Below are 14,549 nucleotides of genomic sequence, written 5' to 3'. Positions count from 1 at the left end.
CTCGGTTACAAGTACTGAATAGCATACCCCGGGGCCGATTCTGGCCGGAAGATTTGACGTCATTTTGCGACGCGTTTGCCAACTTCGCGTCGAGTGATCATTTTTCGAATCGTAAACAGGGCCAGCAAGCCCGGTTTGGGGAACAGCATCCGCGACCAGACACCCTTCAGCCCGCTGTGGTGCTCGAATTCGATGTGCTCATGGACTTCCGTCGTGTTTTCGTTGATCGCGTGAAACGAATGCGTGTGGACCCATGTCTTCATCGGGCCTTCCGCCTGAGTATCCGTGAAGCCGGTTTCGCTGACGTTGGAGTGGACAGCCTTCCAGCGAACTGGAATTGGCCCCATCCACATTGTGAATTCACCGATCGACCCTTCCGCCAGTGGATCGAACCGATGCACCTGCATGATCATCAATGGCGGGGTCAGCGTTTTCAGAATGCCGGGTTCGTGATGGAATGCCGAGACTGCGGCCAAAGGAGCGTCAACTGTGAAGCGGAAATCGAAGACCTTCATCGTGATGCCGCTTTCGTTCGCCCCAACCGCATGATGATCAGACCGCTTAAAATGAGCGCGCCGCCGAACAATTGTGGCGTTGTGATCGCTTCGTCGCGACTAAACCATGCCGCCACAATCGCGATCAATGGAATCAGGTTTTGAATGATGGACGCGTGAGCCGCCCCGGCATGTCGGACGCCGAAATTCCACATTGGCAACGCCAGCCCCGTCGACAGCACACCGGAATAGATCAGAATCAACCACAGGTTCACCGACTGCAGCGCAGGGACTGCGTCTGTGTAGCCGCCATACGCAAATACGACGTGCAGTGGCAGTGCCATCACGGCCGCCGACGCAGACAACTGCATGGGTGAAATCTGAGTGAGCATGGGGCGGCTGTAGACGGTTCCGGTGGACCAGGCCAGTGCCGCTCCAAGAATGAAGATGTTGCCGTATAAGTGTTCCGTTCCGGCACTGACGTCACCCTTCTGCAACGCGACGATGACGGTTCCGGCGAGAGCAATGATCAGCCCGCACCAGGCCAGCCGCACAAGTCTTTCGTTAAGAAACACGCGAGCGAGCAGTGCTGTCCACATGGGCACTGTGGCGATGATCAGCGCCGTATTGCCGGACGTCGTGCGGGCGATTCCCAACAGGAACAGAAGCTGGTACGTCCCGGACACGATGATCGCGTATATGATGATCTTGCGTCGCGGGAGTGTCACGTTCGGGCGAATGCCGCGACGGCGTTCTCGCATGGCCAGCGCGGCAAGCACCAGCGACGAGATGATCAGGCGGATCGCGTTGAACACATACACGTTCGTCATCTGGTCCAGACCGATCTTCATGATCGGAATGTTGATGCCCCAGATGAACGCGACTCCCAGCAATGATGCGTCAGGCCACAGAGACGCGCCTTCGTTGCGCGGCGCAGAAGTAGAAATGGAGGCTGTCGTCGTGGAAGTATTCAAGGATGGTCCAGTCGTGAAGGAACTCGAATGCGGATTGTACTCAGCTTTCCGCCGCAATCCATGAGCACCTTTGTGTGACACGCGCAGGGCGCTGCATGGCCGCAGAAATCAGTACTTTCCCATTTCTGAAACCCGCCGTGCCGAATACGTCACTCGGCGAGCCAGCGACGCGAGTTCTCACATCCCGACAACGATGAAATGATTCAAAACTGGCGTTTGCGTGCTGCGGCGATTGATGCGTGGTCCATCGCGTGCCGCATCACTTGGCAACGCGGCCTTCGTCTCGCAAAATGCAGCCTTTCCAAACCCCGCCCAACATTCGCCCGGAGCCGACCGTGAGAACACTCACCGCCCTATCCTGCCTATTGATGACCGCCACCTCATTTGCCGACGACTGGCCGCAGTGGATGGGGCCGGCTCGTGACAACGTCTGGCGCGAATCCGGCATCATCAAGAAGTTTCCGGAAGGCGGCCCGAAAGTTCTGTGGCGGGCTCCGGTCGCCGGCGGCTATGCCGGTCCGGCAGTGGCAGATGGTCGAGTTTTCGTCACGGATTATGTGACGAGTGAGAACGTAAAAGTCGACAACTTCGACCGCAACGAATTCACCGGTAAGGAACGTGTTCAATGCCTGGAAGAAGCAACCGGCAAGCAAATCTGGCAACACGAATACCCTGTGAAGTACAGCATTTCGTATCCGTCCGGTCCACGCTGCACGCCGAACGTCGACGGTGATCGAGTTTACACGCTCGGCGCAGAGGGACACTTGTTTTGCTTCAACGTTGAGACCTGTAAGATCATCTGGTCCAAAGACATTAAGAAGGAATACAACACCAAGGCGGCGATATGGGGCTACGCGGGTCATCCACTGATCGATGGCGACAAGCTTGTGACTCTGGCCGGTGGTGAAGGCAGCCATGTCGTCGCATTGAATAAGATGACGGGCGAAGAAATCTGGCGCAATGGGACCGACCCGGATCGCGGATACTCGCCGCCCACCATCATCGAGCACGCCGGGGTTCGCCAACTGGTGCTGCTGCGAACCAACGCCGTGTCTTCGATCAACCCGGACGATGGGAAAGAATACTGGTCGATTCCGTACAAAGCGTCCAACAGTTCGATCATCATGTCGCCTGTTGTGTCGGGCAACTATCTCTACGTTGCGGGTTACAGCAACCAAAGTGTGCTGATCGAACTATCACCGGACAAACCAGCCGCCAAAGAAGTGTGGCGCGGCAAGATGAACATCATTTGCCCCATTAATGTCCAGCCGTTTCTAATCGATGACGTTCTTTACGGTTTCGATCAGAAAGGCGTCATGCGAGCGATCAGACTGCCGGACGCGGAGAAACTGTGGGAAACAACGGACGTCATTGGCGGCCGGCCCAAGGGCAGCGAAACGGCTTTCTTGGTGCGGCACGAAGATCATTTCTGGATGTTCAACGAACTGGGCGAACTGATCATCGCGAAGCTGTCGCCGGAAGGTTACGAAGAAATCGACCGAGCCAAAGTGATTGAACCGAGCAACCTGGCATTCGGGCGAGACGTCGTCTGGAGCATGCCTGCCTTCGCCAACAAACATGCCTACATTCGCAATGACAATGAAATCATTTGCGTAGATCTGGCGGAGTAATCTCTATGGACCAGATCATTGACGCGGTCAACGACCTGATCAACGATCACTGGCTGAAGTTTGTGACGGCGCTTGGCTTCACTGCGATCGGCTGGCTGATTGCGCGTCGTCGAGCTGCCAGTGAATGGAAGCAGCGGGAGTTCTTTCATCGCATTAATTTCTCGCTCACGTCGCTGCGTGACGGCACGCTCACGATTCGTACGCTGGCCGAAAAAGCTTGCCGTGACGTGTTCCTTAACGACGAAGCCGTCCGACAGCTCACGAAGGCGGCTCAACAAACCACGGCCGGACAGCCTCTGATTCCTGTGCCAAAGGATGACTGTTGGTACTTTCTAAACGCGGTTCTTAACGAAGTCTCAGAACAGTTCGCTGCCGGGCTGCTCACACGCGAGGCTGGCCAGTCGACGACGTCGACTTCTTATGTGATCTGCCTGACTAACGAATGTAATGGCCAGGTGCGCACTCGAAAAATTCGAGCCCTTGTCGTACGGAAGGACTTGCTGTCCAACCTGCCGAAAGAGCGGCCGAAGTTTGAGAGCCCTAACCATCATGTTCGCTGGGAAACGCTGCTGCATCTTGCTGCGATGTTTAAGAAAGAGCCGTGGCAGTTTCTGGAGATGGAGGTTGTTACGCCGGCGTAGATTCACATAAACAGAGGTAGATTTTGCACCTCCAAAGACCTTCCGCCCCGAGCGGCAATCCCACACTTCCGCGTCAAGTAAAGCAGTTTCCCTTTTGTCGTGGACGGTTGGGGGTCTCGGGAAACAGCTTTGATCGTCCGAAACGCTTATTCCGCGGCCACAAGTCAGCGAGTTTCGCTGTAAAACCAACCGGTTCGTCGCCCGCCAACTTACATTCCCCACATTTTTCTCGCCCTGGAGTTCCTGATGAATATTCGCACGATCACTTTAATTTGCTTCACCCTGGCTCTTACGGCACCGGATTCGCGGGCCGATGCTCTTCCTGGAGCTCGACCCACCATCGACGCTAGTCAGTTTGCTTCCCTGCAAGCAGCGTTCGACGCCGTGCCTGAACAGGGAGGGCTGGTCCGACTGCCAGCGGGCGATTTCGAAATCACCGAACCGCTGTTGCTGCAGCGCGGCGACGTTCGTGTTGAAGGAGCGGGTTCAGCAACGAACATCATCAACCGCAACGAAGACGGCAAGCCGGCATTAATCGTGCAGCATCCGGACGGCGCAAAGGTGAAGAAGGCTGATCGTTTGTGGCGAGTCAACCTCACTAATTTTCGCATCACCGGCAACGAAAAAAGCGGTCACGGAATCGAAGCGATCTTTGTCGAAGAAATCTTCATTCAGGGCGTGTCCGTTTCTTACAACGGCAAAGACGGCATCAAGCTGGACCGGTGTTATGAAGATCCGCGAGTCAGCAACTGCCTGATGACGTACAACAAAAGTATCGGCCTGAACCTGCTGGGCTGCCATGACATCGTTGTGTCGTCCAATCAGTTTGAAGAGAACAAGGACGCCCTGCACTGCATCGACGGTTTCAACCTGTGCATGACGGGAAACTGCGTGGACGATCATCTGGACAAAGGCGTCGTGATCGAAAACACGTATGGTTCAGTGCTGTCCGGCAACATGATTGAAGAATGCAACGGGACCGGCGTCACGCTGGACCGCGATTGCTACGGTATCACTATTAGTGCTAACGTGATCGCTCACAACGGCGCGGGAGTTGATCTGGTCGACGCTCACGGATGCGCCGTCAGCGCCAACACGTTTACGATTATGAAACAGCATGCGTTACGAATTGGAAAGAACAGCGGACGCATCACCGTCACGGGTAACAACTTCAGCAACAGCTATATGGGCGACGGCAAGGTCAAGCGAGCATTGAAGGACCTGTCGGCCGGTGGCCTGGTGCTGGATTCGACTCAGGATGTCACCGTGACCGGCAACGTCTTCTCTGGTCTGACAACGACGGCGATTTCACAGACAGGCGATAACAAGCATGTGCAACTGAATGGCAACGTGATTGTATCCGACGACAAGCCTGCCGAAGAAAGTAAGAAATGAAACTCCCCGCACTCTTCAAAAACGCCGCGTGTTCCTCAACGGGCAGCACGGCTTTGATTCTTAGCAACGCAATTTTCTGGGCGGGCGCGATACTGCTTGCATCGTGGTTGCAGATAGCTCCGGCGGACGACAGCATGGTGGTGCCGGGGCTGTTGACGGCATGTTGGTTTGCCGTGCACTGCCTGATTCAGCGCAGTTCTACAGCAGGTCCCGCATGAAGGCTCGGCGAGCACACCCGGCGGCACCAATGAAGCCCGCGTTGCCGCCCAGTTCGGCGTAGTCGATCTTGATGGATTCTGCCAGAACGGGGAACGCGCGGCGTTGGAATTCTTCGCGCACGACTTCCAGAAAACGCCGACCGATTTTGGTTTCATGACGGCCGAACGTCATCGCTCCACCCAGCAACACGATCGTCGGATCGATCACATGACAGATGGACGTTGTCGCCGTGCCAAGACAGCGAGCCATTTCGAGAATCAGTTCAATTGAAAGCTCATCGCCCTTTTCGGCTTCTTCTGCCATCAGTAACGGTGACAGAGCCGTCACGTCGTCCATGCGGTCAGACACGGACGAATGTCGGCCAGCTTCCATCGCTTCGTGAAAGCGTTTGATCAGCGCGGTGGCGCTGCAGTAGGCTTCCAGAGTTCCATACTGACCGGTTTTGCAGAGTCTCCCGTTGTCCATTTCGATGATGGTGTGGCCGAGTTCCGAACCGTGAGAGTGTTCTCCCTGGACGATCGTGTCGTCGACAATAATGCCGCCGCCCAGCCCCGTGCCCAGAGTGAAGAACACGACACTGTCGGCTTCGCTGGCCGAACCGGCCCAGTATTCGCCGTAGGCGGCCGCGTTGGCGTCGTTTTGCAGAATCGTGGGGCGACCAATCGCTTCGGCAAACTTCTGGCGGACCGGAAAATTATGCCAGCCGGGCAGGTTTTGCGGGTCCAGCAACATGCCTGCCGGAATATCCATTGTGCCTGGCGTAGCCAGCCCGACGGCCGTGATCTGATCGATCGAAACCTCGGCCTGCTGCATGGCTCGTTCGGCCGCCAGAACCATTTGAGCAACGCCGCGTTCGGGCCCATTTGCGGGTTCTGTGGGAACGCTGCTACGCCCGACGACGTTGCCCTTGTCGTCGACGACGCCGGACTTGATGTTGGTGCCGCCAACATCGATCCCCAAATACAGGGGGACGTCGGTGCGATCGATATCACTCATGAAACTACTTCCGGGAAAACATAGCGCTAGTCGGGGTGCGAACAAAGGTCGTTCGCCGCGCACTGTTATCGCTTTCGGCCCTTCACGACAAGCCATTCCGCAATTTTAGACGCGACCATTGGCGATATGTCTGGTCGTCTCACCCTTGGCAGATTTCCGGGACGAGCATTTCAAGTATTAGGGCGCCGCATTCGTCGGCGAGATTCACCTTCGGTTGGCTCAATCGAGGTATCCAGGCTGTCGTTTTCGGGCCGCCGCGCACCGACCGCTATTTGCGACTCAAAAAATACAGTGTCTTGCCATCAGGAGCCCAGTCGTTTCCGCTGTTGCTGGCATCCACTGGTTGTCCTGGCAAGGGGCTCGGCAGCTGGTCTCCGGTCGGACTAACGGTATAGATTTGGCTCCGCTTTTGTGGAGCCAATTGGCCTGGTACTGTCAGGCGGCGTCCGTCTTTTGTCCAACCGATGTCGGGATTGAAACCCCTGGCATCGCAGCACACCTGCAGGTCCGGATCGGGACCTATCGCAAGTACGGTGGCAAACTCGGGCGTCCCATCATTTCGGATTGCAAGAAATCCAATGCGTCGGCTGTCGGGTGACCACTCCGGGTTATGCATGATGCGCCGATACGGCGATTCGCCGTCACCGAAGACGGCGTGCTGTGTCTCGAAGACAGGATCATAGACGAGCAGGTTGCGACCTTTCACATAGACGAGCTTTTGTCCATCCGGTGACCAGGTGATAGCCCAACCGTCAGCGTCTATCAATCGTTCGCGTTGTTGATCAACGCTACCAACAAAAACACCGTGCGGACTACCGTCGCTACGGCGATAGCGCGAGAATGCGATCAGCTTGCCGTCCGCGGACCAGGTGGGCATAGCACCGAGCCCGAGGTCAAGAACGACACCGGTCTCGATCTCTATCAGCAGTATATGAGCGTCTGTCAGATTCTGGCCTTGTTTCCAGCCGTCAACACCAATCCACTTGCCGTCGGGGGAAACTTCCGGGGAATTTATAATCGGAAATTCGGGGATCGCTCCGATTTGGCGTAACTGGGTACTGGCCGCGTCCATTGCCATAATGACTGTTATGCCTCCCTTCGCGTAGAGCGCTTGGAGTTCATCGCCCGTCACCAGGGATGGGCGGACTTCCTTCGTTTTCGTAACTTCCACGCGCTCAACTTCCTCTGCGTTAACGTCGCAAAGATGTGTGAGAAGCACGGTCGTTCCGAGTAAACCAATAAGCAAGTGTCGCATGAAGACAGCCCATTTTCCTGACTCGAGAAACAGTGGGAAGATCGCCGACGAACACAGTTTATGCCCGCCGCGATATCGATACGAGGCACCGGGCTGGAAGGATGTTCAGCGTTGTCTATGAGTACAATGTTTTCCCTTGTGTTTCTGCTGGCGTGCCCAGCAGGAGCCAACGACTTGAAGCTGGCTGTATCACACCAGACCCCCCCAGTTGGTTTGCCAAGCGGAAGGAAAGTTTAGTGCTGGATGATGCCAGCAGGCCTGCGGAATGCATCAGGGCGTCCGTGTGCATCCTCGGGGAGATGGAAGGTTCCTGGATGTTGCGCAGACAAGGATCAATCGACGGGTCCTTGAACGTTTTGGAACTTCCAGTCGTGATCCATATCGTAGATATGATCGACACCATCGGTGCGGCTGAGCGTAAACAGGGATTCGTCGAGCGGTTCGTTGACTCGTAGCGAATCCTCATCGACGGAGATGGTCGTCTCGCCTCTCCAACTGACTCCATCCGCCTGCGTTTCGCTGAAATCGACTTTCAAGGGTATTACGATCTGTTTTCCATCGATCGTGAATGCCTTGTGATGAGTGACTTTCATGGTGGTTGATAGTTCGTTCCTGGCCACGGTCTGACGAAAGTACCTGACTGGAAGAAAACCAAGATCGCGATCGAAGTAGACTCGAAAGGTACAAGGCGTGGCAACGTTTATGCGCTGCGGAAAATCGACGATGTCGAGCGTGTGTCCGTCTTCAGTAATCTCGCCGATATAGTTGGCTTCACGAAATCGCTGCTGCCAGACCTGGTCATCAAGTATCGTATCCCAACGGTGGTTGTCCTTCCCTGATAACAGCCAGGCATAGACATAGGTCTGGGGAATCATGACCCCATAGCTGGCTCCTTCAATCGTCGTTTTGAGTCGGAGCTGATCACGCGGGCCGTCAAACGTCTGTTGCTGAGTGCCATCGAACGCGGACGCCATTTTCATCATTCCCCCCAATTCGCCAGCAGTGACGTCCTCGCGATTCAGGCGAAACCTCACACGTTCAGCAAAGAATTCGCATTTGGAGTGCCAGCCCTCGCTGTCCTTGACTTCAAAGCGGTATGCGAGACTTCTAATGCTGCTCAGTCGGGTGTACGCCTGGCTGCGAATTTCTGACAGCCTTGCATCGGCGTGTTTCGGTTCGTGGTTTTCATCGGAGCGGGCTGGGCCTTCACTGTTGGGGTGATCAACGGTTTCGGACACCTTTTCCACCGCCCCGCCAATCGATTCCACGGACACGTTGACTTTGGAAGGCTTGTCGGTCGGCCTATCAGTGGCAACGTTTTCAAATGTCACCAGATGTCGGTACGGTCGCAAGCGGAATTCGAAGTGCGAGAGAGTACGGCCATCCGGAAGTGTTTTGTACAGACGCCAGGTTCGTTCCTCAGGGAACCCCTCAGATTGACGAGGAATGCGTACCGTTGTAAGCCACGCTTCGTCGCCCTCTGAGTCAATTCCTCGAATTCTGAAGTCGTTCATCTGACTGTGTCGCAGCGTTTGAAACAGTGTCAGCCCTGGACTCGCTGGAAGGACGACGGTCGTTTTAGCGCGGAATCCAGTTGCCGCATACACCATTGATTCTTCAGGCAAGACTGCAACGCCTTGGATCTTGAATTCGTCATCTTTGGAATTGTATTCCGCAGTCTCGGCTTGTGGGTTCAGGATACTGCCGTCCGCTGCGGAGACCTGCAACCATTCACCCCACGCCTCATCAGTGAAGGCGACCTGAACGACTCCCGCTTCCTGCCTGAGAAACTGGCCGGGTGGCTTCGGTCTCTTCTCAAGGCTGCCGCCGACACGCAACCGCCAAGGGCCCGGTAATTGTTCAGGCTGCATAAAGCTAAAGTGAGCCCCCCGCCCCGGCAAAGAAAACCGAAGCGACGGCACATCTTTCAGTCCGTCAAGCTGAAACAAAAAATCGCGACTATCTCCCCCCAGCAATACGTCGGCATTCCATTCTTCGGCGACCTCACCAAGCGACAGCCCGTCCGGACTCCATCCTTCGCTGACTGGGTCATTGTTCTGTGTGATGCCGACAAATTCCACCGAACGTCCATCCGGTAACTGAGCCACGTAACGGTTCAGCGGAATGGGACCAGCTTCGTCAAGCGTTCCGCTGACCGAATTGCGTTTTGCTTCCACTTGCTGTAGCAGTTTTGTAATTCGGACGATCTCGTTGGCTCCGCGTTTCAACGTTATAGAATCCCCGGAAATTGATAGATCCGTGAACTCGCCATCGACTTCCACAACATATGTTCCGGCAGCAATGCGGACCGATTCAGCGCCTTTCGTGACGGTCAATTTCCTTACCATGTCGTCACCCTGCATGATCCGAATGGGCACGTCGTCTGCATCCGACTCAATCGTCAGCGTTCCTTTGTTCAGCTCGAGAACGATCAGGACACCAGAAATGATGATTGAGAACGCGAACGCTGCTGCAGCGGTGAACTTGCCCAAAGGGGGACGGTTTCGGAAACGGGACGACATCGCAGCGATCGATTCCGGCAACGGCGAGGTCGTTGGATGCTGAACGTGGGCCAGACAATCTTCCAGCACGTCCGCAACGTCATCGGCTGAGTCAAAGCGATCTGCAGGGGACTTCGACAATAGCTTCATCACGATTCGCTCCAGCCACTCGGGAACGTCGGGATTGAGTTCTCGAATTGGCCGAGCGGTGTCGTCGGTGATACGGCGGAGGACGGCGTAGCTGGTTTCGGCTCGGAATGGGGGATGGCCGGTGCAGAGAGCGTAGAGGACGCAGCCGAGACTAAACAGATCGCTGCGGGCGTCGATGGCTTCGCCGCGAACTTGTTCGGGCGACATGTAGTGTGGCGTGCCGGGATGGAATCCGCTGCGTGTTAAAGCCGCATCGTCTTCGGCGCGGGCGAGGCCGAAGTCGGTGAGGAGTGCTCGTTCGACGCCTTCGTCCAGGAGGATATTGGATGGTTTCACGTCGCGGTGGATCAGGCCCTGAGTGCAGGGCCAGCGCATACTAAGTTGTTTTGCCGGTAAGGATTTGCATCAAATAGTCAATGTTCCATCCGGCCATTCTTCTTTTCATGACGTTGCTTTGTTTGCCAGGATGTTTCTTGATGAGGCTGAGTGTGAGTCGTCTGAGCCATGACAAATTGTTCGCGAAGATTCGGTTTCGGACTCGACTCTCATCCTCGCGGTAGGTCATGTCGAGACTCCAGTGCAGCGTGTTTTCTATGGCCCAGTGACCACGAACCGTTGTTGCGAACAGCTCGCCTTTGCGACGCAGACTGCTGATGTAGTAGCGAACGTCAGAATGATGAATGCCGTCCTGCTCGTACATTCGGATCGCCGTTCCGATGGTCTTGAGTCCGGCCCATTTGTGGCCCACGTCAAAATCGACAGGCACGGTCGCCTGATAGTAGATTCTCTGTTCCTGCCGACCGTGTCCCTTCTCTGTTTCTTCATAGCGACTGACGGGACAGCGAGCGAAGTCATCCTCCAGGTGATCGAGAAAAAACTTCTGCACGACCTCATAGAGTTTCGGTTGGTTGCCTTTCAGGGCTAACACATAGTCTGCATTGCCAGACACGATCTGCTGCGCAATGTTTTTTTGACAACCCGCTGCGTCAATCGTAATGATCGCCTCATCGATATTGATTTCGTTCAGTAATTTCGGGATCGCGGTGATCTCGTTCGACTTCTCTTCCGTCGCCACCTGTCCCAGAGAAATCCCCTGATCAGAAGCCCACGCACTCACGATGAACAACGCACCCAGCCCATTCTTTTTGTCATGTGATCGACGGAGTGCTTTGCCATCAATCGCAATCTGTTTTCTGTAGCCTTCTTTCTGTTCGTCGGAAAGTCCTTCCAGCGATTCAATCCATTGCACGAAGCACGCTTGAAAGTCGTTCGGCTTCAGGAGAGAAAGGACGCGCCGGTACGTATCTTTTTTCGGAATGCCATGCGGAAGTGCCAGGTGTTTCTGCAGGCCATCGGCATTCAGTCGCGCCCATTCCGCAATCGCACTGGGGCCGTCGGCGTTGGCCAGCACTCCGCAAATGGCGATCACAATCACATCACCAAGCAGATGCAGACGATTGATGTTGGAACGCGGGTCTTTCAATTGATCAAAGTAATGAACAATGTTTCCTGTCAGCTCCTGGGTGACCGCCAGTTCAACTGTCGACATCTCTTGTCCTCTCCTCGTGAAGTCCGATGTTACGACACGAAAAGACTAACCAATACTCACTTGTCGCGCCAGCCTAAATTGCCCAAAGTGCGCGCTGGCCCTGGCCCTGAGTGTGAGCGGCGGCGAGTCCTTTCGCGGTCTGCATGCCGATGCGCAGGATTTCGCAAACCTCCAGTGGTCCGTCGCGGTCGAGTCGCTGTTGCAACGATCCACCGGCAATGTACTTCATCACAAGAAACGGCGGTTGCTGTGGATCGTCGCCTGATTCCACATTGTGAATCGCCACAACGTGTTCATCGACGACCGCTGCTGCGGCTCGGGCTTCGCGAGCGAACCGTTTGCGTGCGGATCCGTTTTCGGCAAGATACGGGGCGAGCAACTTCACAGCGACGGGACGATTCAGTTCGGTGTCCCACGCTTTGAAGACCACTCCCATGCCGCCGCTGCCGATCAAACGTTCGACATCGTAACGACCAATGCGGCCGAGCATTTCCGGATGCGACGCAGCCTCCAACAGCGACTGCGCCATCGATTCCGTCCATGCTGTGGGGCGTTTCCAACGTTCTCGGGCGTCGAGTGATTTGCCATCGACTTCGTCCGGCAGATCGCCCGGCGCAAGCCACGTGGGTATTTCGGCCCATTGCCGATCTTCTGCGGCAAGTTGCGATAGTCGTTTCTGGCAGTGCGAACATGATTCCACATGCTGTTCAACTTCCGCCACATTCACCGTAGAGCAATAGTGTTCTTCGTCGGCGTCCAGCAACGTTTGTAGCGCCACGTCATCACACTTTATCATGAGCCGATCCTTCCATTGTTTGCACAACCTGCTGAAGCCGCTTCATCACGCGGCTACGAGCGAGATACACTCGGCCAGTACTCACACCCAACTGGTGGCCAGCCTCTTCGACACTCTCAAGCAGAACGCTCGTCCTGTAAAACGCCTGCCAGTTTGTTTCATTGACCTGTTGACGGACAATTTCGGAGGCGCGTAGAAACATCTCTCGGTGGTATTCAAGGTTGAAATGACTCGACACGTCAGGCGGCGCTTCGATCTTGCCGAGTTCGGCCGCAGCCGCATCACCGCCTTCGGCCCATGGTTGGTGTTTTCGTCGCGTCAGGAAGTCGATCGCCGTGTTGCGAGCGATCCGAAACAGCCACGCACGAAATGGACCTCGATTATCTCGTTGCAGCCACTTGGACACAGAACGAGCGACAGACGAGAGGACTTCCTGCGCACAATCGTCCGCATCAGCCGCCTGCAAACCCATTCGTCGTGCCGAGCGATAAACAACCGGCGCGTAGACGTCTGTGAATTCGTCCCACGCCACCACGTCAGCCGCATCCTGCAATCGCAGGATCAAACTGGCTCGCGTTTCTGGAGGGCTGACGGGCATGAAGAACGATTCCGGCGTGAAAGGTGCGGCTTCCACCTATTTGACTCAGCCCACGGCGGACTCTATCGCGCGAAATCTGAAATTACTGTCCAGCGACACTAAAGCAGTTTACGTTTTGTTTTGGACGGTTCTGGCTCGTGGGAAACAGCCCACGGAGGACAATAACCGATTTCCGCAGCCACAACTCAGCGTGAAACGCTGTAATCCGAAAGCGCACCTTCACTTTGGGGTGTTGCGCACCATGACAGAACGTGTTATGGTAGGCAACACTCACCCTGCGGTTAGGAATATGTCGCTGGTCAGCTAATCAAAAGCTGCCTGAATGCAGGCTGGCGTTTTTGATTCTCGTTGGGTCGCTTCAAGCAGGCCAAATCCGGTGGCAGCACATGCCTCGATGGCGTCGCCTGCCGTCAGTAGCCAGTCGCGCAATGAATTGCGAGTTTCGGGGCTGGTGATCCGACCAAGCGCTCCGATGTAGTCGCACCAGACCTGGAATAGTGCCGCGTCGGGGCGGGCGCGGAGCCATGAGTCCAGCAACTGGTACGCGGTCGAGCCGGATTCCAGACCTTGGCGGTTGATGGCATCCAGAATCGCTTGCCTTCGCAGTGTTGTTGTGCCCGACGAACGCCATGCGATTTCCGCCAGCGGCACCGTAATCAGAAAGCACTGGCAACTGTAACTCAGCCCCAAACTCTGCATTTCGTCGGCTGCGGATTCACCCAGCATGCGAAATTTGTGCGGCGAAGAATGGTCGCCAGCGGATGCATCACTCGTATTCCGCCGCGATGGTGGCACGAGTCTGCAGTGATACGCATAGACCTGATCGAAGGATGCCGGCTGCATTGCCGTTGCGAAGTTTGCCATGATTTTTTCCGCTCAGAGTTCCCGGTTGTCGGACTGTGCCTTCCTGGCGAAGCGACACAATCGATCAGTCTGAGAGGAGCCGACCATTTGCTGCAGTACAGGCTTTGTAGCCTGGAAACCCGGTCAGAATGCGGACGTCACGGCAGAATCGGCGCGTTTTGAGGTAGTCACAGGCGTTGCGGGACCGGTCGCCCCGGGCAATCCGACTGCTTCGGTTTTGCAGGGGTCGGAATAACAAGTATGCCGTTGTCCTTGGGTGGGGCTTTCGATATCACTCCGCAAAATTCGCTCAGGCAATTCCAGAAGGTGGGCGTATAAGTCGGAAGATTCTACGCAAATTGACTAACCGGCCTTCGATAGAAGTCGCCAGTGCTGTCCTGGTTAAACCCGCAAATAGACGACGGATCTAAGGGCAGTGTTAACGCGATAAAAGAAATCAGCCCGCAAGGCGGCGGAGCTGAGAGCAGTCACGAGAGTAATGAAACG

14 protein-coding genes are annotated in these 14,549 nt (G+C 55.6%); 5 read left to right on the top strand and 9 right to left on the bottom strand.

What is annotated here, in order from left to right; translation table 11 throughout:
- Positions 1 to 59: 59 nt before the first annotated feature.
- Positions 60 to 515: an SRPBCC family protein gene (locus tag Fuma_RS24010; RefSeq protein WP_077026356.1), complete on the bottom strand. Its 456-nt coding sequence runs from the start codon at positions 513 to 515 to the stop codon at positions 60 to 62.
- Entirely contained in the window at positions 512 to 1,468 is a 957-nt protein-coding gene (locus Fuma_RS24005; protein ID WP_077026355.1) for a DMT family transporter, read from the bottom strand. The genes Fuma_RS24010 and Fuma_RS24005 overlap by 4 nt, the downstream gene beginning before the upstream one ends.
- 335 nt (positions 1,469 to 1,803) lie before the next feature.
- On the opposite strand from Fuma_RS24005, the gene Fuma_RS24000 reads away from it, so the two are divergent.
- The 4 genes from Fuma_RS24000 (at position 1,804) to Fuma_RS23985 (ending at position 5,353) form a co-directional block, all read left to right on the top strand.
- Positions 1,804 to 3,099, top strand: coding sequence for an outer membrane protein assembly factor BamB family protein (locus tag Fuma_RS24000; protein WP_229360728.1), 1,296 nt, complete (start codon positions 1,804 to 1,806; stop codon positions 3,097 to 3,099).
- A gap of 5 nt (positions 3,100 to 3,104) precedes the next feature.
- Complete coding sequence (locus Fuma_RS23995; RefSeq protein WP_077026353.1) at positions 3,105 to 3,740, top strand: hypothetical protein; 636 nt, start codon at positions 3,105 to 3,107, stop codon at positions 3,738 to 3,740.
- A gap of 246 nt (positions 3,741 to 3,986) precedes the next feature.
- Positions 3,987 to 5,135: a right-handed parallel beta-helix repeat-containing protein gene (locus Fuma_RS23990; RefSeq protein WP_077026352.1), complete on the top strand. Its 1,149-nt coding sequence runs from the start codon at positions 3,987 to 3,989 to the stop codon at positions 5,133 to 5,135.
- On the top strand, positions 5,132 to 5,353 hold the full coding sequence (locus Fuma_RS23985; protein WP_077026351.1) for a hypothetical protein: 222 nt from the start codon (positions 5,132 to 5,134) through the stop codon (positions 5,351 to 5,353). Before Fuma_RS23990 ends, Fuma_RS23985 begins: the two co-directional genes overlap by 4 nt.
- Here the strand turns inward: Fuma_RS23985 and Fuma_RS23980 are convergent.
- From Fuma_RS23980 to Fuma_RS23955, 6 genes are all read right to left on the bottom strand, one after another.
- Positions 5,334 to 6,350, bottom strand: coding sequence for an ROK family protein (locus tag Fuma_RS23980; RefSeq protein ID WP_077026350.1), 1,017 nt, complete (start codon positions 6,348 to 6,350; stop codon positions 5,334 to 5,336). The genes Fuma_RS23985 and Fuma_RS23980 overlap by 20 nt on opposite strands.
- Before the next feature lie 268 nt (positions 6,351 to 6,618).
- On the bottom strand, positions 6,619 to 7,605 hold the full coding sequence (locus Fuma_RS23975) for a TolB family protein (protein ID WP_077026349.1): 987 nt from the start codon (positions 7,603 to 7,605) through the stop codon (positions 6,619 to 6,621).
- Positions 7,606 to 7,937: 332 nt separating this feature from the next.
- The gene (locus Fuma_RS23970; protein WP_077026348.1) at positions 7,938 to 10,631 is read right to left on the bottom strand and encodes a serine/threonine-protein kinase; all 2,694 of its coding nucleotides are present in this window, start codon (positions 10,629 to 10,631) and stop codon (positions 7,938 to 7,940) included.
- Between the two features lies 1 nt (position 10,632).
- A complete protein-coding gene (locus tag Fuma_RS23965; RefSeq protein ID WP_077022421.1) occupies positions 10,633 to 11,805 on the bottom strand; it encodes an ISAs1 family transposase in 1,173 nt (390 codons plus the stop codon).
- 73 nt (positions 11,806 to 11,878) lie between these two features.
- Positions 11,879 to 12,601, bottom strand: a complete 723-nt coding sequence (locus Fuma_RS36275) for a protein kinase domain-containing protein (protein ID WP_077026347.1) — start codon at positions 12,599 to 12,601, stop codon at positions 11,879 to 11,881.
- Entirely contained in the window at positions 12,588 to 13,199 is a 612-nt protein-coding gene (locus tag Fuma_RS23955; RefSeq protein WP_077026346.1) for an RNA polymerase sigma factor, read from the bottom strand. The genes Fuma_RS36275 and Fuma_RS23955 overlap by 14 nt, the downstream gene beginning before the upstream one ends.
- On the opposite strand from Fuma_RS23955, the gene Fuma_RS23950 reads away from it, so the two are divergent.
- On the top strand, positions 13,198 to 13,506 hold the full coding sequence (locus Fuma_RS23950) for a hypothetical protein (protein ID WP_077026345.1): 309 nt from the start codon (positions 13,198 to 13,200) through the stop codon (positions 13,504 to 13,506). The two genes, Fuma_RS23955 and Fuma_RS23950, sit on opposite strands and share 2 nt — an antisense overlap.
- Here the strand turns inward: Fuma_RS23950 and Fuma_RS23945 are convergent.
- Positions 13,503 to 14,063 (bottom strand): hypothetical protein, encoded by a 561-nt coding sequence (locus tag Fuma_RS23945; RefSeq protein ID WP_077026344.1) that lies wholly within the window; start codon positions 14,061 to 14,063, stop codon positions 13,503 to 13,505. The two genes, Fuma_RS23950 and Fuma_RS23945, sit on opposite strands and share 4 nt — an antisense overlap.
- Positions 14,064 to 14,549: the final 486 nt, after the last annotated feature.

The organism is Fuerstiella marisgermanici, from assembly GCF_001983935.1.
Taxonomy (GTDB): Bacteria; Planctomycetota; Planctomycetia; order Planctomycetales; family Planctomycetaceae; genus Fuerstiella; species Fuerstiella marisgermanici.
The sequence above is the reverse complement of the archived record's forward strand: the minus strand, read 5'-3'. Positions and strand labels throughout refer to the sequence as shown.

Coding starts and splice junctions, on each gene's coding strand:
- Fuma_RS23975 (WP_077026349.1), bottom strand. CDS start 7,605: ATGCGACACTTGCTTATTGGTTTACTCGGAACGACCGTGCTTCTCACA.
- Fuma_RS23955 (WP_077026346.1), bottom strand. CDS start 13,199: ATGCCCGTCAGCCCTCCAGAAACGCGAGCCAGTTTGATCCTGCGATTG.
- Fuma_RS23990 (WP_077026352.1), top strand. CDS start 3,987: ATGAATATTCGCACGATCACTTTAATTTGCTTCACCCTGGCTCTTACG.
- Fuma_RS23995 (WP_077026353.1), top strand. CDS start 3,105: ATGGACCAGATCATTGACGCGGTCAACGACCTGATCAACGATCACTGG.
- Fuma_RS23945 (WP_077026344.1), bottom strand. CDS start 14,063: ATGGCAAACTTCGCAACGGCAATGCAGCCGGCATCCTTCGATCAGGTC.
- Fuma_RS36275 (WP_077026347.1), bottom strand. CDS start 12,601: ATGATAAAGTGTGATGACGTGGCGCTACAAACGTTGCTGGACGCCGAC.
- Fuma_RS23970 (WP_077026348.1), bottom strand. CDS start 10,631: ATGCGCTGGCCCTGCACTCAGGGCCTGATCCACCGCGACGTGAAACCA.
- Fuma_RS23950 (WP_077026345.1), top strand. CDS start 13,198: ATGAAGAACGATTCCGGCGTGAAAGGTGCGGCTTCCACCTATTTGACT.
- Fuma_RS23985 (WP_077026351.1), top strand. CDS start 5,132: ATGAAACTCCCCGCACTCTTCAAAAACGCCGCGTGTTCCTCAACGGGC.
- Fuma_RS23980 (WP_077026350.1), bottom strand. CDS start 6,350: ATGAGTGATATCGATCGCACCGACGTCCCCCTGTATTTGGGGATCGAT.
- Fuma_RS23965 (WP_077022421.1), bottom strand. CDS start 11,805: ATGTCGACAGTTGAACTGGCGGTCACCCAGGAGCTGACAGGAAACATT.
- Fuma_RS24010 (WP_077026356.1), bottom strand. CDS start 515: ATGAAGGTCTTCGATTTCCGCTTCACAGTTGACGCTCCTTTGGCCGCA.